Origin of the sequence: Streptomyces sp. NBC_00237, from assembly GCF_026342435.1 — a bacterium.
Classification (GTDB): Bacteria; Actinomycetota; Actinomycetes; order Streptomycetales; family Streptomycetaceae; genus Streptomyces.
On record NZ_JAPEMT010000001.1, the window covers coordinates 808,687 to 825,102 of the forward strand.

Here is a 16,416-nt window from a genome sequence, read left to right on the forward strand (position 1 = left end):
TGGGCCTGGACAGGAGCGGCGGGCGCGCTGATGGACCTCACGTATACGGAGCAAGAGGAGAGATTCCGGCAGGAGTTGAGGAGGTGGCTCGGGGAGGTGCTGCCCGGGTTGCCGGAGCGGCCCGACCCCCTCGACTGGCCCGGCAGGCGCGCGTACGACACCGCCTGGCAGCGGATGCTGTACGACGCCGGGTACGCCGACCTCCAGCGCGAGGCCACTCCGACCCAGCACCTGATCTTCCTGGAGGAGACCGAGCGCGCCGGGGCCCCGTACGTCGGCGCGAACTTCGTCGGGCTGCTGCACGCGGGGCCGACCATCGCCGCCGAGGGCACCGAGGAGCAGCGGGCGCGCTGGCTGCCGCCGATCCTGCGCGGCGACGAGGTCTGGTGCCAGGGCTTCAGCGAGCCCGACGCGGGCTCCGACCTGGCGTCGCTGCGGACGAAGGCCGTCCGGGACGGGGATCAGTACGTGGTCTCGGGGTCCAAGATCTGGACCTCGCACGCCGAGGTGGCCGACTGGTGCGAGCTTCTCGTCCGCACCACTCCCGTCACACCCGAAACCCCCAAGCACAAGGGCATCACCTGGCTCGCCATGCCGATGGACGCGCCCGGCATCACCGTCCGGCCCCTGCGCACCCTCGCCGGGTCCACCGAGTTCGCGGAGGTGTTCCTCGACGAGGTGCGGGTGCCGGTCGCGAACCGGGTCGGCGCGGAGAACGACGGCTGGCGCGTCACCATGGTCACGCTCTCCTTCGAGCGGGGTACGGCCTTCGTCGGCGAGGTCGTCGCCTGCCGTCGCACCCTGGCGGCGGTCGCCCGTGAGGCGCGCGCGAACGGCACCTGGGACGATGCGGTCATCAGGCGCCAACTGGGGCGGCTCAACGCTGAGTTCATGACGCTGTGGCGGCTGACCCAGTGGAACGTGAGCGAGGCGCAGAAGACGGGCGGCGTTCCGGGAGCCGGTGGCTCCGTCTTCAAGCTCCGCTACTCGCACGCCCGTCAGGAGCTGTACGACACGGCCGCCGAGGTCCTGGGGGCCGGGTCCTTCGACCTCGGCCACGACTGGACCCTCGACCGGCTCTCCTCCCTCTCGTACACCATCGCCGCCGGTACCTCCCAGATCCAGCGGAACATCGTCGCCGAGCGCATCCTCGGCCTCCCGAAGGGCCGGTGAGGGGAGTCGCATGGACTTTCAACTGACCGATGAACAGAGGGCGTTGAAGCGCGGCGTCCGGGAGCTTCTCGCGCGGCGCTTCGACCGCGAGGCCCTGCGTGCGGCGGTCGACCGCGCCTCGTCGAGCAGCGGTGGGGCGCTGGACCGGGGCCTGTGGCGCACCCTCGGCGAGGCGGGCTTCTTCGCCCTGCGCCTCCCCGAGTCCGAGGGCGGCGTCGGCCTCGGGATGCCGGAGGCGGTGCTGCTCTTCGAGGAGGCGGGCCGGGTGCTGCTGCCGGGGCCCCTCGTCGAGACGCACCTCGCGGCGGGCGAGGTGAAGGGCGCGGCGGAGGGGGAGGCGGTCGTCACGGCTCCGTACGGGCGGCTCGTCGCGCACCTCGCCGACGCGGACGTCGTACGGGGGGCGGGTGCGGGTGCGGCGGACCTGCGCGGTGCCGTCGAGCCGGTGCGCTCGGTCGATCCGCTGACGCCGCTGCACCGGCTCGACGGGCCGACCTCGCACCCGTACCCGAGGGAAGCCGTTCTCCTGACCGCCGCCGAGCAGCTCGGGACGGCCGCCCGCACGCTTGAGCTCGCCGTCCAACACGCGTGCGAGCGCGAGCAGTTCGGGCAGCCGGTGGGGGCCTTCCAGGCGGTGAAGCACCTGTGCGCGCAGATGCTGGTGCGCGTCGAGACGGCCCGTGCGGCCGTGTACGCGGCGGCGGTCACGGGGTCGGACGTCGACGGAGCGGCGGCCGGACTGTTCGCCGACGAGGCCGCCGTGGGCAACGCGCGCGACTGCCTCCAGGTGTGCGGGGGCATGGGCTTCACGTGGGAGGCTGACGTACATCTGCATCTGAAGCGAGCATGGGTACGGGCCGGGCGCGGCCCGTCGAAGGCGGAGACGGAAGAGGAACTGGCGGCCGCACTTCTGGCCGACGGCGTGTGAGGGGCCGTACTTCTGGGCGAAACGACGTGAACGGCCGCTGCCAGAAGGAGTCATGAACGGGTCACCCTGTGTCGATATCGGGTTGTGTCCTTTGCAGGAGTCGTCACGGGCCGGAGTCGGGTCATCGCTCGGGTACGCTCCGTCAGATGCGAGTGGTGGTGGAGCGCGGGATTCCCGGTGCGGCCTGTACGGCGGCTCCGGACCGGGCGACGCGCTTCGTCCGAACCACTTCTCGCGTCGGGCGAAGGCGTCACGAGCGCTCACGTTCGACTCTCCGCAGCGTGCGTCGCACAGTATGCAGGACGCGTACTCCTTCGCGCTGGAATATGCCTGAAGCGCTTGTTGCGGTGACTGTACGTCAACCATGCTGTCCCACAAGGGAATCACGTTCCGTGACCCTGTGGAGACGCGAGGCGTTGTGTCCGCCGGTTCGGATGGTGTGAGCGGTGCAGGTGCTTCAGGTGCAGTTGGAGGTCGGGGCCGACCCCTCGGAGGTGGGACGAGCCCGTAGGTGGGCACGTTCCCGGCTCGTCGGGTGCGGCATAGAGGCCGACGAACCCGTCGCCGAGACGTTGGTCCTGCTCATTTCGGAGCTGGTCACCAACGCCGTCGTGCACACGGGCTGTCCGGCGGTGCTGCGGATGCTGCTGCCCGGGGTTCCCGGCGAGGGGACCGCCGGGGAGGGGGCGTCCGGCGACGGGCCTCCCGGTGAGTGGCTTACCGGGGAAACGTGCCTGAACGGGACGCCGGGCTCCGGTTCCGCTTCGGGCACCGCAGCGGGCGTGCTGGCGGCTTCGGGCGGCACGGTGCGGGTGGAGGTCGCCGATTCCAGCGCCTGCCCGCCGAGGCCCCGGCACGCGGAGGGCGACGACACGAACGGGCGCGGTCTGGAGCTCGTCGACGGTCTCGCCGACCGCTGGGGCTGGCAGACCGAGGGTGCGGGCAAGCGGATCTGGTGCGAGGTGGACCGGCAGGTGCTGCCGCCCCGGGCGGCCGGGGCGAACGGGTCCGAGTCCGCCGGACGGGATGCCGCGCGCGAGGCTCGCCGGGAGACGCCCCGGGAGACCCCTTGGGAGGGTCCTCGGGACACGTCGCGGGAGGCGCGGCGCGAGCCGGTGGCGGAGTCGCCTTTCAAGAAGCCGTTCGAGCCCCCCTTCGAGCCCTCGTACAAGCCGTCGTGCGCCGTCACAAATCGCACATAGCGCGCGTTTCGTCGAGGTGCTGTTGACGCCTCCCGGCCTCCTGATCACGCTTGAACGAGCGATTCGTGAGCGAGGGGACGTCGAGGCGGCCGCACCGCCCTCCTCGACGAGTGCGGGTCGGAACGTGGTGGCGGCCGTCCTGGGGGACGGCCGCCTTCCGCTGCGGCGGGAATGCGGTGGCCTTCTCGTACGTACGGTCGCCTGCTCGTGCGTACGACCGGAAGCGCCGCGCGTACGGCTGCGGGGCCGGACGCACGGGTGGAGGTACGGGCGGGCGTACGGCTAGAGGATCGCGACCGGGGCGACCGGTGTGCCTGTTCCGCCGACGAACGGCTCCGGCATCGCGGACAGCAGGAACGCGTACCGCTTCTCTTGTGCACAGGCTGTGGACAACTCTTCGAGATTCCAGTTCTGTCCCTGGAGCATCCCCATCTCGACCAGGTCGAGGGCGTGCACCGGCAGCCAGAGGTTCTCGATCTCCGGCGGGAAGATCTCGAAGGTGAGGGTGTCGTTCGCGACGGCGGCGACGTCCCGGGCGTGGAACCACTCGGGCGTACGGATCGAAAGCCCCGGCGACGGATACCCGTACCCGTGCTTGTCCCCGCCCAGGTACACCTGGATCTGCCCCGTCCGTACGAGCACGATGTCGCCCGCGCCCACCTTCGTGCCCGCCAACTCCTCGGCCGCCTCCAGGTCTTCGGGCGTGACGGCGTGGTCCCCGGCGAGCCGCTCCACACCCCGGGCGCGGGCCACGTCCAGCAGGACGCCGCGCGAGACGACGTGCCGGGCCTTGTCGATGCCGCTGAAGGCGGCACGGGTGTGCGGGGCGATGGTGTCGGCGGGGCGGCCGTTGTAGATCTTCCCCGAGTGCGAGACATGGGTGAGGGCGTCCCAGTGGGTGCCCGCCTGGAGGCCCATGGTCACGGCGTCGTCGCTGGTGGCGACGGTTCCGGGGCCGAACAGTTCCTGGTTGATCTGAACCATGGAGTGCAGTGGGTTGACCCGCCCCGGGATGACTCCGGTCTGCACGCCGTCCTGCTGGAGGGGCAGCGCGAGCGGGATGCGCCGGCCGGTGCGCACGGTCCGCGCGGCGGCCCGTACGACGTCGTCGGTGATCAGGTTGAGGGTGCCGATCTCGTCGTCCGCTCCCCAACGCCCCCAGTTGTTCACGCGCTTGGCGATGTCGTGGAACTCGGCGGGCAGCGACATGTGCGGGCCTCCCAGGTCTGGTGCGTCTCCGGTCCGGTGCGTCTCGGGTCTTGTGCAGGACCGACGCTCGGGCCATAAAATCTAACGGTCCGTCAGAAACCTTGGGAAGGCGTGGTGATGGGGAACTTCTTGACCGGAAAGGTCATAGCGGTGACCGGGGCGGGTCGTGGGATCGGGCGGGCGGTGGCGCTGGCGTGCGCGGCGGAGGGCGCGCGTGTGGTCGTCAATGACTACGGGGTCTCGATGGAGGGCGCGGAGCCGACCAGCGAGGTCGCCATGGAGGTGGTCAAGGAGATCGAGGCGGACGGCGGGGAGGCCGTCGCCGTCGCGGACGACATCTCCTCCATGGCGGGCGGCCAGCGGGTGGTTGACGTCGCCCTCGCCCAGTACGGGCGTATCGACGGAGTCGTCTGCGTCGCCGGGATCCTCCGCGAACGGATGCTCTTCAACATGTCCGAGGAGGAGTGGGACCCCGTCGTCGCCACCCACCTCAAGGGCACCTTCACCCTCTTCCGGGCGGCCTCCGCCGTGATGCGCAAGCAGGGTTCGGGCACCCTCATCGGCTTCACCAGCGGCAACCACCAGGGCAGCGTGGCGCAGGCCAACTACAGCGCGGCCAAGGGCGGGATCATCTCCCTCGTACGGAGCGCCGCGCTCGGCCTGCACAAGTACGGTGTGACGGCGAACGCGGTCGCGCCCGTGGCCCGTACGCGCATGTCGGCGAACGTACCCATGGAGCTGAAGGAGATCGGCGAGCCCGAGGACGTCGCCGCCCTCGTCGTCTACCTCCTCTCCGAGAGGGCCCGTGCCGAGGGGATCACCGGCCAGGTCTACACGATCGCCGGACCCAAGATCGCGGTGTGGGCGCAGCCCCGCGAACTGCGCGCGGGGTACGCGGCCTCCGGCTCCTGGACGCCCGAATCGATCGCGGACTTCCTGCCCGGCACGGTGGGCGTGGACCCGATGCCGATGCTGGCGCAGCTGGAGGCGATGCGCGAGGCGGCGGCGAAGAAGGAACGGCCCAACGCGACGGGGACTGAAGGGGGAGAGCGATGAGGGCGGTCGTCTTTGACGGGAAGCAGGTCGAGGTCGTCGACGACCTGGAGATACGCGACCCGGGCCCGGGGGAGGTCCTGGTGGGCATCCGTGCGGCGGGTCTGTGCCACAGCGACATCTCGGTCACCAACGGGACGATCCCCTTCCCCGTGCCGGTGGTGCTCGGCCACGAGGGCGCGGGCGTGGTGGAGGCGGTGGGCGCCGGGGTCACCCACGTCACACCCGGCGACCACGTCGCCCTGTCCACCCTCGCCGGCTGCGGGGCGTGCACGGAGTGCGACCGAGGCCGGCCGACGATGTGCCGCAAGGCGATCGGAATGCCGGGCCAGCCGTTCTCACGCGGCGGCACGCCGCTCTACCAGTTCGCCTCCAACTCCGCTTTCTCGGAACGGACGTTGGTGAAGGCGGTCCAGGCCGTCAAGATCCCCTCCGACATCCCGCTCACGTCGGCCGCACTCATGGGCTGCGGCGTGGTGACGGGGGTCGGCGCGGTACTGAACCGGGCGCGGGTGGCCCTCGGTGAGACGGTCGTCGTCATCGGCACGGGCGGCATCGGTCTGAACGTCATCCAGGGCGCGCGCATCGCGGGCGCGTCCAGGATCGTCGCCGTCGACACCAACCCGGCGAAGGAGGCGTCGGCCCGCCTCTTCGGCGCGACGGATTTCCTGACGTCGACGGACGCGGTGCGGGACCTGCTCCCGACCGGCGCGGACCACGTCTTCGAATGCGTCGGCCGAACCTCCTTGATTCGTGCCGCAATTGACCTCCTCGACCGGCACGGCCAGGCCATCCTGCTCGGCATGACCGCCCCGGCCGAGGAGGCCACCTTCATCCCCGCCGCGATGTTCCTGGACAAGTCCATCCTGGGCTGCCGGTACGGCTCGTCGCGCCCGCAGCGCGACATCCCGCTGTACGCGGAGCTGTACCGGCAGGGGCGGTTGCTGCTGGACGAGCTGGTGACGGAGACGTACCCGGTGGAGGACTTCGCGAAGGCGGCCCAGGACGCGGAGCAGGGGAGGGTGGCGCGGGGTGTACTGACCTTCTGACCGCCCGGCGGGGCAAATCAGCCCGTACGACGATCGAGGGCGGGCGGGGGCACCCATTCCAGCCCGTCCGGCGATTGAGGACGCGCGGGCGAAGCCCGTGCAGGGGGCGAGGGGCGTAGCCCCAGTCTGTGACGCCAGCCCGCAACTAGCCGCACCCACCCCCCCGATCAACCGCTCCGCCCCATCCGAAACGTCCGCCGATACGCCATCGGCGACACCCCAAGAGCCCCCTGCAAATGCCCCCGCATGGACTGCGCCGTCCCGAACCCCGCCTCCCTCGCCACCTGCTCCATGTCCAGATCACTCGACTCCAGCAGATGCCGCGCCCGCTCCACCCGCTGCTGCGCCAGCCACTGCCCCGGGCTCACCCCGGCCTCCTCGCGGAACCGCCGCGTGAAGGTCCGTACCGACATCGACTCCTGCTCCGCCATGTCCCGCAACTGGATCGGCTCGTGCAGATGCCCCAGCGCCCAGGCCCGCGCCGCCATGGTCGTGGCCAACTGCGGTTCCGGCACCGGCCGTCGGATGTACTGCGCCTGACCCCCGTCCCGGTGCGGCGGCACCACGCTCCGCCGCGCCACGTCGTTGGCGACGGCCGCCCCGAAGTCCCGCCGCACCATGTGCACGCAGAGGTCGATGCCCGCCGCGACCCCCGCCGAGGTGAGGACATCGCCGTCATCGACGTACAACACCTCGGGATCGACCTGCACCGCGGGGAACAACTGCTGGAAGCGCTCGGCCCAGTGCCAGTGCGTGGTGGCGGGCCGCCCGTCGAGAAGCCCGGCGGCGGCGAGCACGAAGCCGCCGGTGCAGATGGAGGCGAGCCGGGTCCCGGGCCGTACGAGCCGTAGGACATCGGCGATCTCCTCGGGCAGCCGCCCCTCCTCGTACAGCTCGGAGGGCTCGTACGCGGCCGGGACGATCACGGTGTCCGCCGCCGCCAGCACCTCGGGCCCGTGCTCGACGTACAGCTTGAAGTCGGCCTGAGTGTCGATCAGTTGCCCGGCCCGGGTCCCGAAGGTCACGACCTCGTACAGCCGCGCCCCCTCCGCGTCGTATGCCCGCCCGAAGATCCGGTGCGGGATCCCGAGCTCGAAGGGAATCACCTCGGGGAGGGCGAGGACGGCGACGCGATGGAGGTTCCCGGCCGAGGTGCCATCGTCAGTACTCATGGCCCGATCGTAACGAATGCTGTCCCTCGGGCCACTCGATCGCCGTGGGCGACTCCCGCAAGCTGATCCCGTGACCCAGACGACACCCCCCGTACGGCCGGTCGACGAGCCGATTCCCGCACCTCAGACCCCCAGCCAACCCCGCATCCACCGCGCCTGGTTCGTCGCGGCCGTCGGCTTCGTGACGATCATCGGCGCCGCCGCGTTCAGCTCGCTCCCCGGTCTGCTCATCGAGCCGCTGCACCGCGAATTCGACTGGTCGCGCGGCACGATCGGCTTCGCGGTCTCGGTCAACCTCGCGCTGTACGGACTCACCGCACCCTTCGCCGCCGCACTGATGGACCGCTTCGGCATCCGCCGGGTCGTCGCCTGCGCGCTGACGGTCATAGCCATCGGCTCGGCGCTCACCGTCACCATGACGGCGGCCTGGCAACTCATCCTCTTCTGGGGGGTGTTGGTGGGCCTGGGCAGCGGCTCGATGGCCCTGGCCTTCGCGGCGACGGTCACCAACCGCTGGTTCGTCGCCCGCCGGGGCCTGGTCACCGGCATCCTGACGGCGGCCGGTGCCTCCGGCCAGCTCGTCTTCCTCCCCTTCCTGTCCTGGCTGGTGGAGAACCACGGCTGGGAACCCGCATCGATCACCGTCGCGCTCGCCGCGCTGGCCGTCGTCCCCTTCGTGTGGCTGCTGCTGCGCGACCACCCGGCGGACGTCGGCCTGGCCCCGTACGGTGCGAGCGCGTTCGTCCCGAAGCCCGCACCCGTCCAGGGTGCGGCCCGTCGCGCGGTCAAGGTCCTCTTCTCGGCGGCCCGCACCGGCCCCTTCTGGCTGCTCGCCGGGACCTTCGCGATCTGCGGAGCCTCCACGAACGGCCTGGTCAAGACGCACTTCGTGCCCGCCGCACACGACGCGCACATGCCGGTGCAGGCGGCAGCAGGACTCCTGGCCGTCATCGGCGTCTTCGACGTGATCGGCACGATCGCCTCGGGCTGGTTCACCGACCGCTTCGAGGCCCGTCGCCTCCTGGCGGTCTACTACGCGCTCCGGGGCATCTCCCTCCTCTTCCTCCCCCTCCTGCTCGCCCCTTCCGTCCATCCCCCGATGGTGCTCTTCATCGTCTTCTACGGCCTGGACTGGGTGGCCACGGTCCCGCCGACGATCGCGCTGTGCCGCGAGTACTTCGGCGAGGACAGCGCGATCGTCTTCGGCTGGGTACTGGCTTCGCACCAGGTGGGGGCGGCACTGGTGGCGTTCTTGGGCGGGTTGGCGCGCGACGTCTTCGGGTCGTACGACGTCGTCTGGTACGCGTCGGGGGCCCTGTGCGCGATGGCCGCGCTGATGGCCCTCATCATCCAAAAGCGGCCGACGCGGAAACCCGAAATGGCAGGATAGCCCCACTGACGAGGCCCCTGACCAGGGCAAAAGTGGGGGAACACCATGACCAGGACCCGCATATCCAAAGCCACCCGCCGCGCGCTGCTCACGGCAGCCACCGCCGCGCTGTGCGCCACGACGCTGACGTCCTGCGGCACGCAACACGCGGGGGCCGCAGGCGCGGGGGCGGCGACGGGCAAGGAAATCGTCTGCCCGGACGGCAGCACACCGGGCCCGATGACGGGCGGGGGCGGCGAGGACCTGACGTCGGAGGACGTGGGGGGTACGGGTGAGGACCTGACGTCGGAGGACGTGGGGGGTACGGGGGAGGACCTGACGTCGGAGGATGTGGGGGGTACGGGGGAGGACCTGACCTCGGAGGATGTCGGGGGCACCGGCGAGGATCTGACGTCGGAGGACGTGGGCGGCACCGGCGAAGACCTCACCTCCGACCCGGGCACCGGTGACGACGGCCTCCCCGAGGGGCCGAGCGAGTGCTGGGGCCCCGACTACGGGAAGAACGACCCCTCCCAGGAGCCCCACCGCGTCAACGGCGTCCCCACGGTGGGCGCGCACCGCTGGTACGGCATGAAGACCGAGTTCACGGCGTACATCAAGTCGACGCCCTCCACGAAGGACGACGAAGTCCTCGACGACATCCGCGGAATCCGCATGGTCAAGATCCGCAGGCCCGAGAACAGCGACGTCATGGAGGCCCGCATCGCCTCCGGCTGCGGCCCGTTCCAGGAGCAGTGCGAGTTCCAGGCGAAGACGTTCGCGGACTGGCGCAGCAAGAAGTACGGCGACAAGGGCCACGTGGTCCTGTTCGGCGGCGCGAAGACAACGGTGGAGCTGACCTGGGGCCTCAAACCGAACCCCAAGTCCAGCTAGCCCCAGCCCAACCGGCCCGAGCCCAACCGGCCCGAGCCCAGCCAGCCTGAGCCCAGCCAGCCCGAGTCCGACCAGTCCCCTTAGGCGCTGAAGCCGCTGAAGCCACCGAAGGCGCCCCGGTGGAAGAGCAGGGGGGAGCTCTCCGGGGCGTCCGGGGCGGTCGCGCTCAGGGCTTCGACGCGGCCGACCACGATCAGGTGGTCGCCGCCCGTGTGCACGGTCTGGATCGTGCAGTCGATCCAGGCCGGTACGCCCGCCAGCCGTGGCGAACCCGTCACGGGTGCGGCGTCGTACTCGACGCCCGCGAACTTGTCCGTGCCGCTTCGGGCGAAGCCTCGGCACAGCTCGCCCTGGTGGGCGCCCAGGACGTTGACGCAGAAGACCCCGGCGCGGGCGATACGGGGCCAGGTCGTCGACGTACGGGCCACCATGAAGACGACCAGTGGCGGGTCGAGCGACAGTGACGCGAAGGACTGGCAGGCGAACCCGGCGGGTGGTTCGTCGTCCGGTCCCGTAGCGGCTGCCGCTCCCGGTGCGGTGGTCACCGGTGCGGTACTGCCCGGTGACGTGATAACGGTAACGCCGCTCGCGAAGTTCCCGAGTACGCGCCGGAATTCGACGGGATCAAGTGGAAGCCGTTCGTCCGGGCGGACGGCCCGCAGGTCGGGGCGCGGCAGAGCTTCCACTGCCTGCGGCTCGGCGACCGTGGCGGCGCCGACGGACCTGAGGTATCGGACGGCGGTGGCCGCCATCCCTGCGTGTCCCATCACCTCTCCATTGAAGCTGACGGCCCGTCAGATAGGAAGACGCGCGAGGGCGTGGGCAGGAGTGCGATTACAGGCCCCGGTAACGCGGCGTGCGGCGTTCGACGAAGCTGGCGACGCCCTCGTTGGCGTCGGCGGTGGTCATGTTGATCTCCTGGGCCGAGGCTTCGGCAGCCAGGGCCGTGCTGCGGTCCGAGTCGAGGGACGCGTTGACGAGCTGCTTGGTGAGGGCGAGCGCCCGGGTGGGACCCGCGGCGAGGCGTTCGGCCCAGGCGCGGGCGGTCTTGTCGAGGTCGTCGGCGGGGACGACCCGGTTGACCAGGCCCAGGCGTTCCGCCTCCGCCGCCGGGAGCGCGTCCCCGAAGAACATCAGCTCCTTCGCGCGCTGCGGGCCGATCAGGCGGGGGAGGAGATAGGCCCCGCCGCCGTCCGGGACGAGGCCCCGCCGTACGAAAACCTCGATGAACTTCGCCTCCTCGGCAGCGATGACGAGGTCGCAGGCGAGGGCGAGGTGCGCCCCGATACCGGCCGCCGTGCCGTTCACGGCGGCGATCACCGGCTTCTCGCAGTCGAGTACGGCGGTGATCAGCCGCTGCGCGCCGAGCCGGATCGTACGGGCGACGTCGCCGGGGACGCGCTCGCGACCCGCGGTGGCCGGGTTGTTGCTCCGCAGGTCCGCGCCCGCGCAGAAGCCCTTGCCCGTGGCGGTGATCACGACGGCCCGGATCGCGGGGTCGGCGGAAGCCTCGGCGAGCAGCGAAATGATGCGTTCCCGCTGGTCCCAGGTGACGGCGTTCATGGCTTCGGGGCGGTTGAGGGTGATCCAGGAGACCCCGTTGTCAGTGGCGTGGAGTATCAATGAATGCACGGAGAGTGACGAGCTGTCCGGCGATGCGGAAGTGGGGGAAGTCATGGGTGTACGGCTCCGGTTCGGGTGGAGAAGCGCGTGGTCGACGATCTCGACGAGGTTGGGGGCGGCGGTGTCAACGGCAGACGGCCAGCGCGTCCAGGGCCACCGCGCCCTGTCCGCGCGGCAGGACCATGAGCGGGTTGATGTCCAGCTCGGAGAGGTCGTCGCCGAGTTCCAGGGCCATCCGCTGGACGCGCAGGATCACCTCGACGAGGGCGTCCACGTCTGCCGGGGGCGCCCCCCGAACGCCTTCCAGCAGGGCGTGCCCGCGCAGTTCGCCGAGCATCGCGCGGGCATCCGGCTCCCCGAAGGGCGGTACGCGTACGGCGGCGTCCCCGAGTACCTCCACCAGCACGCCACCCAGACCGACCGTGACGGTGGGCCCGAAGAGCGCGTCGCGGCCCGCGCCGACGACCATTTCCACGCCCCGCGCGACCATCTGGCAGACGAGGATTCCGTCCAGGGTGATGTTCTCGTACGCGGCGATGTCGGTCAGCTCGCGATAGGCGTCCCGGACCTGACTGGCCGAGGTCAACCCGACTTTCACCAGCCCGAGTTCGGTCTTGTGGGCGAGCTGCGGACCGGAGGCTTTCATCACGAGCGGGTAGCCGACCTGCGCGGCCGAGCGCACGGCCGCCGCCGCACTGGTCACCAGCTGCTCACGCGGTACGCGAATGCCGTACGCCCGCAGCAACTGTTTCGCCGCGTGCTCGCTGAGCTGCTGGCCCGGGCGCATCAGTGCCTGTGCCTTGCGGAACGAGGGCGAAGGCGTGCGCGGCGCCTCGTCGAAGGGGGAGCGGTAGGAGGCCGTGAAGCGGTGGTGGTCGAGGTAGGCCCGGACGGCGGTGATGCAGTTGCCGAAGGTGCGGAAGGTGGCCAGCCGGGACGAGCCGAGCAGGGTCTCGCGGTACGCGGCCTCGGTGCCGACGGGCGACCCCCACACCACGCACACCAGCTTGTCCGTCGCCTCGGCGGCGTCCGCGAGGTCCTGGGCCAGTTTGTCGCTCATGGGAGGGAAGGGGCCTGTGATCGGGCAGATCAGCACTCCCACCGCCGGATCGGCGAGGATCGCGTCGATGATCTTCCGGCCGCGCCAGTCCCCGACGGGGTGACCCCCGTTGTCGACCGGGTTGGCCACGTTCAGGTACTCCGGTATCCACTCGTGCAGCTCCGCCTGCTTGGCGGCGTCCAGCGCCGGAAGGTCGAGACCCGCCGCCGTCGCCAGGTCCGCGAAGTGCGCGCCCGTTCCGCCCGAGATCGAATACACGACGACACCGTCGGCCAGGGGCTTGCGGGCGCGGGCCAACAGGGCGGCGGTGTCCTGGAGTTCGTCCAGACCGTCCACCCGGATGACACCGAACTGCCGCATCGCCGCATCGACGACGTCGTCCGCGCCGGTCAGCTTCCCGGTGTGGGAGGCGGCGGTACGGGCTCCGGCCTCGGTCCGCCCGACCTTGACGGCGACGACGGGCACGCCGCTGCGGGCGGCGCGGTCGGCGGCGAGGAGGAAGGAGCGGCCGTCCTTGAGGCCCTCGATGTAGGCGGCGATGGCGCCGACCTCGGGTCGCGTGGAGAAGTACGAGATGAAGTCCGCGGTCTCCAGATCGGCCTCGTTACCGGTGGGAGCCCAGTGCGAGAGCCGCACACCGATCTGCTGGAGGGAGAAGACAGGGCGTCCTTGGTGGCCGGACTGGGTGATGAGGGCGATGGCGGGTCCTTCCAGATCGTCCCGGAAGGCTTCGAAGGCGTTGAGGTTGGTGTTCGGACCGAGGAGACGTAGTCCGGAGTCGGTGGCGGCGACGGCGGCGGCCAGGTGGGCCTGGGCGGCGGCCCCGTCCTCACCGGTCTCGGCGAAACCGGAGGCGAAGGCGACAGCGAAGCTGACCTTGGCGTCGGCCAGTTGATGGACGAGAGGGAGGGGGTTCTTCACGAGGAGCACGGCGAGATCGACCTGCTCGGGCAGATCGGAGACGGAGGGCACGCACGGCAGCCCGAATACGGACTCCCGGGACGGGTGCACGGGGTGCAGGCGGGCCCCCACACGCTCGGCCCAGGCGATGAGCTGGCGGGTGATCCCCGTGTTGGGGCGGCCCTCGGCATCGGAAGCGCCGACGACGGCGACGGACTCGGGCCGGAAGAACCGGTCCAGATCCGGCACCGGGGCGTACAGCGGGCGCCCGCTGACGTCCAGGTCGGCGGCGGTCGCGGTACCGACCCCGGAGGCGGCGGCGTCGGCGGTCGTGGTCCCCGGGGCGCCGGGGGCCCGGGTCGCGGCGGCGGTCGTGCCGTGGACGGAGGCGGACCGGGCTTCGTCCCCGCAGGCGACGACGCGGGCGCGGAGGCCGGAGGTGAGGGTGCCGTGTGTTGATCCAAGCATCGCTGAGCCCGCTCCTGCTCGTTGTGGAGACCGGAATGGCAATTCACTGACGCTCTGTCAGATTACTGAATTGACGGTACGTCAGGAACAGGGCGGAAGGGACCTGTTCGGATTCCGGTGCCGGAGCGGGGGTCAGTGATCAGCCCGGCGATGCCGGTCAGGTCCCGGTGCCGCTCGCGGTCCGGGCGTGGTCGGGCAGGAGGTTGACGAGGAGGGTGATCTGGCCGAGGTGGGTGAAGAAGTCAGCAAGGAGGCCCTGGAGGCGTTCCTGGGCGGCGGGGCTGTAGGGGAGGGTGGGGCTCGGGACGGTGAGGGCCGGGTCGTGGTCCGGGGCCTCGGTGAGATAGCGCTCGGTGCGGGTGTGGACGACGTCGTGGTAGGCGAGGAGGTCCTTGCTTCCCGGGGCGTGGAAGGCCGCCACCTGTTCCGGGGTGTGCCCGAGGCCGGTGTCGGAGGGGTCGGCGGGGCGGTGGAAGTGGTCGGCCCAGCCGTCGGAAAGCCAGAGTTGGGGGATGCCCATGAGTTCGGAGAGGTTCCGGTCCTGGCCGCGTGTGATGCGCCAGGCGAGCCAACCGATGGAGTGGGTGGCGGGGGAGGGCCGCCAGATGAGGGCGTCGTCGTCCAGGCCCTCGACGGCGGCGGTCAACTCCCTTCGTACGCGGCGGAAGAGGCCAAGGGTGAGGTCGTCGGGTGCGTCGGGCATGCGGGTCCCTCCGGTGGGTGTGGGTGCGTCGGCCTCGGTACCGGGGCTGGTACCGAGGCCGGTGCGTGGGTGGGGCGGGTCAGGGGCGGAAGGCGGCGGCGTGGTCGGCGGCCCAGGCGGCGAAGGGGCGGGGCGGGCGGCCCAGGACGTCTTCGACGGCCGAGGTCGTGTCGGCCACCGACGCGGGCACGGTCGCCCACATGTGCAGCATGAAGTCGATGCCCTCGTCGGGCCAGCCCTCCGCACGCCACTGTTCGCGGGCCTGGTCGTCGGTCAGTTCCGTGAAGCGGAGTTCCTGGCCTGTCGCCGCCGCGATGGCCGCCACCTTGGCGGCCGGGGTGAGGGCTTCGGGGCCCGTGAGGTGGAGGCTGCGTCCCGCGTGGCTGCCGTTCGTGCTCGTGAGTACGGCGGCGATGACCTCGGCGACGTCCCGCTCGTCGGCGGAGGCGGTCCGGCGGGCGGCGTACGGTTCGCGGACCTCGGACGTGGTGCGGATGGTGTCGGCCCAGCCGAGGGTGTTGGACATGAGGTCGATCGGCCAGACGAACGTCCATTCCAGGGGGCTGGTGCGGACCGCCGTGGTCAGACCGCTCTCGTCGTCGCCGACCGCGAGGACCGTCAGGCGTTGAACGCCCGCTTCGGTGGCGAGGGCCAGGATCTCCGGGCCCGTGGTGAGAGGGGTGTGGTCGTGCCCGGTGGCTCCGAGGAGGTGCAGGGCGCTGACACCGTCGAGGGCTGCGGCGAGGGTGTCCGGCTTGGTGAGGTCACCCTCGACGATCTCGACGCCGTCGGGGAGGCGGGCGGCCCCGGCCCCGGCTGCGCTCGCGTCGCGGGTGAGGGCGCGGACCGGGTGCCCGGTGCTGTGGAGGTGCTCGACCACGAGGCGGCCCAGGTTTCCCGTGGCACCAGTTACCAGAATCGTCATGCGGCTCCTCGTCGGGTGATCGGTGCCGGGGCTGTCATGTTGCCCGGCTGTGGACGAGGTTAGGCTCCAACTAGGCCGCGTATTGGCCCAGTTGCCGATCCTGTGCGGCTGGTCCGGGCTCCGGTCCGGGTGGGGCCCGTTCCGCACGGTGCGGGTAGCTGGCGTCACCCTGGCGAGGAGTGGGGCACGGGGTGGAGCTTCCCCGCTCCCGGCGGCGGGGGCCGGGTACGGGGAGACCGGTTTCGGTGGCCTCCCCTGACAGGGCTGGGTGTCTGGTGCTCAGTGCTGGCGCTTGAGGGTGCCGAGGAGGGCGGCCAAGGCGGCGGGGGCGGGCGTGACGATCCGGCCCGGCTCGTCGCTCTCGCGGAGGTGGATGCGGCCCGTTGCGGATGCGGACAGCTCGACGCATTCGCCCTGGCCGCTGCTGCCGCTGAAGCTGGACTTCTGCCAGTCGGGTTCCATCACGGGATGCTCCTGGTCAGCTCGTAGGGCTAGAGAACGCTCCTGCTTTGACGGTACGCAGCAGTCCGGTCAGGCCGTTAGGCGTAACGGTGGTGACGTGGGTGGGGTCGTCGCTCTCGCGGAGGTGGATGCGGCCCGTTGGGTCGATCGCCAGCTCGACGCACTCTTGCGAGCCCCCTGTGCTGAACGACGACTTTTGCCAACTGAGCTGAGGCATCAGGCTCCT

General features: G+C 71.0%; 16 protein-coding genes. 7 read left to right on the forward strand and 9 right to left on the reverse strand.

Features of this window, described 5'->3' with window-relative positions; genetic code table 11:
• Window positions 1–30 precede the first annotated feature (30 nt).
• The 3 genes from OG897_RS03525 (at window position 31) to OG897_RS03535 (ending at window position 3,303) form a co-directional block, all read left to right on the forward strand.
• On the forward strand, window positions 31–1,173 hold the full coding sequence (locus OG897_RS03525) for an acyl-CoA dehydrogenase family protein (protein WP_266652774.1): 1,143 nt from the start codon (window positions 31–33) through the stop codon (window positions 1,171–1,173).
• A gap of 10 nt (window positions 1,174–1,183) precedes the next feature.
• Window positions 1,184–2,101: an acyl-CoA dehydrogenase family protein gene (locus tag OG897_RS03530; protein WP_266652775.1), complete on the forward strand. Its 918-nt coding sequence runs from the start codon at window positions 1,184–1,186 to the stop codon at window positions 2,099–2,101.
• Between the two features lie 446 nt (window positions 2,102–2,547).
• Window positions 2,548–3,303: an anti-sigma regulatory factor gene (locus OG897_RS03535; RefSeq protein WP_266652777.1), complete on the forward strand. Its 756-nt coding sequence runs from the start codon at window positions 2,548–2,550 to the stop codon at window positions 3,301–3,303.
• A gap of 282 nt (window positions 3,304–3,585) precedes the next feature.
• Here OG897_RS03535 and OG897_RS03540 read toward each other — a convergent pair whose 3' ends face one another.
• Entirely contained in the window at window positions 3,586–4,512 is a 927-nt protein-coding gene (locus OG897_RS03540; RefSeq protein ID WP_266652778.1) for a cyclase family protein, read from the reverse strand.
• 117 nt (window positions 4,513–4,629) lie between these two features.
• Here OG897_RS03540 and OG897_RS03545 point away from each other — a divergent pair, with 117 nt between their 5' ends.
• Complete coding sequence (locus OG897_RS03545; protein ID WP_266652779.1) at window positions 4,630–5,568, forward strand: SDR family oxidoreductase; 939 nt, start codon at window positions 4,630–4,632, stop codon at window positions 5,566–5,568.
• Window positions 5,565–6,614, forward strand: a complete 1,050-nt coding sequence (locus OG897_RS03550; protein ID WP_266652780.1) for a Zn-dependent alcohol dehydrogenase — start codon at window positions 5,565–5,567, stop codon at window positions 6,612–6,614. Before OG897_RS03545 ends, OG897_RS03550 begins: the two co-directional genes overlap by 4 nt.
• A 167-nt stretch (window positions 6,615–6,781) precedes the next feature.
• Here OG897_RS03550 and OG897_RS03555 read toward each other — a convergent pair whose 3' ends face one another.
• Window positions 6,782–7,786, reverse strand: coding sequence for a GlxA family transcriptional regulator (locus OG897_RS03555; protein ID WP_266652782.1), 1,005 nt, complete (start codon window positions 7,784–7,786; stop codon window positions 6,782–6,784).
• A gap of 112 nt (window positions 7,787–7,898) precedes the next feature.
• On the opposite strand from OG897_RS03555, the gene OG897_RS03560 reads away from it, so the two are divergent.
• Entirely contained in the window at window positions 7,899–9,176 is a 1,278-nt protein-coding gene (locus OG897_RS03560; protein ID WP_266656541.1) for an MFS transporter, read from the forward strand.
• A gap of 45 nt (window positions 9,177–9,221) precedes the next feature.
• Entirely contained in the window at window positions 9,222–10,049 is an 828-nt protein-coding gene (locus tag OG897_RS03565) for a hypothetical protein (RefSeq protein ID WP_266652784.1), read from the forward strand.
• An 80-nt stretch (window positions 10,050–10,129) separates the two neighbouring features.
• Here OG897_RS03565 and OG897_RS03570 read toward each other — a convergent pair whose 3' ends face one another.
• From OG897_RS03570 to OG897_RS03600, 7 genes are all read right to left on the reverse strand, one after another.
• Complete coding sequence (locus OG897_RS03570) at window positions 10,130–10,801, reverse strand: flavin reductase family protein (protein WP_266656542.1); 672 nt, start codon at window positions 10,799–10,801, stop codon at window positions 10,130–10,132.
• Window positions 10,802–10,883: 82 nt separating this feature from the next.
• A complete protein-coding gene (locus tag OG897_RS03575; protein WP_266652786.1) occupies window positions 10,884–11,726 on the reverse strand; it encodes an enoyl-CoA hydratase/isomerase family protein in 843 nt (280 codons plus the stop codon).
• Between the two features lie 70 nt (window positions 11,727–11,796).
• Window positions 11,797–14,100, reverse strand: coding sequence for an acetate--CoA ligase family protein (locus OG897_RS03580; RefSeq protein ID WP_266652788.1), 2,304 nt, complete (start codon window positions 14,098–14,100; stop codon window positions 11,797–11,799).
• A 157-nt stretch (window positions 14,101–14,257) separates the two neighbouring features.
• A complete protein-coding gene (locus OG897_RS03585; RefSeq protein ID WP_266652790.1) occupies window positions 14,258–14,803 on the reverse strand; it encodes a DinB family protein in 546 nt (181 codons plus the stop codon).
• A gap of 79 nt (window positions 14,804–14,882) precedes the next feature.
• Window positions 14,883–15,728, reverse strand: coding sequence for an NmrA family NAD(P)-binding protein (locus OG897_RS03590; protein WP_266652792.1), 846 nt, complete (start codon window positions 15,726–15,728; stop codon window positions 14,883–14,885).
• A gap of 279 nt (window positions 15,729–16,007) precedes the next feature.
• The gene (locus tag OG897_RS03595) at window positions 16,008–16,190 is read right to left on the reverse strand and encodes a DUF397 domain-containing protein (protein WP_266656543.1); all 183 of its coding nucleotides are present in this window, start codon (window positions 16,188–16,190) and stop codon (window positions 16,008–16,010) included.
• A 16-nt stretch (window positions 16,191–16,206) separates the two neighbouring features.
• Window positions 16,207–16,407, reverse strand: coding sequence for a DUF397 domain-containing protein (locus OG897_RS03600; protein WP_266652794.1), 201 nt, complete (start codon window positions 16,405–16,407; stop codon window positions 16,207–16,209).
• Window positions 16,408–16,416 lie beyond the last annotated feature (9 nt).

Coding starts and splice junctions, on each gene's coding strand:
- OG897_RS03525 (WP_266652774.1), top strand. CDS start 31: ATGGACCTCACGTATACGGAGCAAGAGGAGAGATTCCGGCAGGAGTTG.
- OG897_RS03530 (WP_266652775.1), top strand. CDS start 1,184: ATGGACTTTCAACTGACCGATGAACAGAGGGCGTTGAAGCGCGGCGTC.
- OG897_RS03540 (WP_266652778.1), bottom strand. CDS start 4,512: ATGTCGCTGCCCGCCGAGTTCCACGACATCGCCAAGCGCGTGAACAAC.
- OG897_RS03545 (WP_266652779.1), top strand. CDS start 4,630: ATGGGGAACTTCTTGACCGGAAAGGTCATAGCGGTGACCGGGGCGGGT.
- OG897_RS03550 (WP_266652780.1), top strand. CDS start 5,565: ATGAGGGCGGTCGTCTTTGACGGGAAGCAGGTCGAGGTCGTCGACGAC.
- OG897_RS03555 (WP_266652782.1), bottom strand. CDS start 7,786: ATGAGTACTGACGATGGCACCTCGGCCGGGAACCTCCATCGCGTCGCC.
- OG897_RS03565 (WP_266652784.1), top strand. CDS start 9,222: ATGACCAGGACCCGCATATCCAAAGCCACCCGCCGCGCGCTGCTCACG.
- OG897_RS03570 (WP_266656542.1), bottom strand. CDS start 10,801: ATGGCGGCCACCGCCGTCCGATACCTCAGGTCCGTCGGCGCCGCCACG.
- OG897_RS03575 (WP_266652786.1), bottom strand. CDS start 11,726: ATGACTTCCCCCACTTCCGCATCGCCGGACAGCTCGTCACTCTCCGTG.
- OG897_RS03580 (WP_266652788.1), bottom strand. CDS start 14,100: ATGCTTGGATCAACACACGGCACCCTCACCTCCGGCCTCCGCGCCCGC.
- OG897_RS03585 (WP_266652790.1), bottom strand. CDS start 14,803: ATGCCCGACGCACCCGACGACCTCACCCTTGGCCTCTTCCGCCGCGTA.
- OG897_RS03590 (WP_266652792.1), bottom strand. CDS start 15,728: ATGACGATTCTGGTAACTGGTGCCACGGGAAACCTGGGCCGCCTCGTG.
- OG897_RS03595 (WP_266656543.1), bottom strand. CDS start 16,190: ATGGAACCCGACTGGCAGAAGTCCAGCTTCAGCGGCAGCAGCGGCCAG.
- OG897_RS03600 (WP_266652794.1), bottom strand. CDS start 16,407: ATGCCTCAGCTCAGTTGGCAAAAGTCGTCGTTCAGCACAGGGGGCTCG.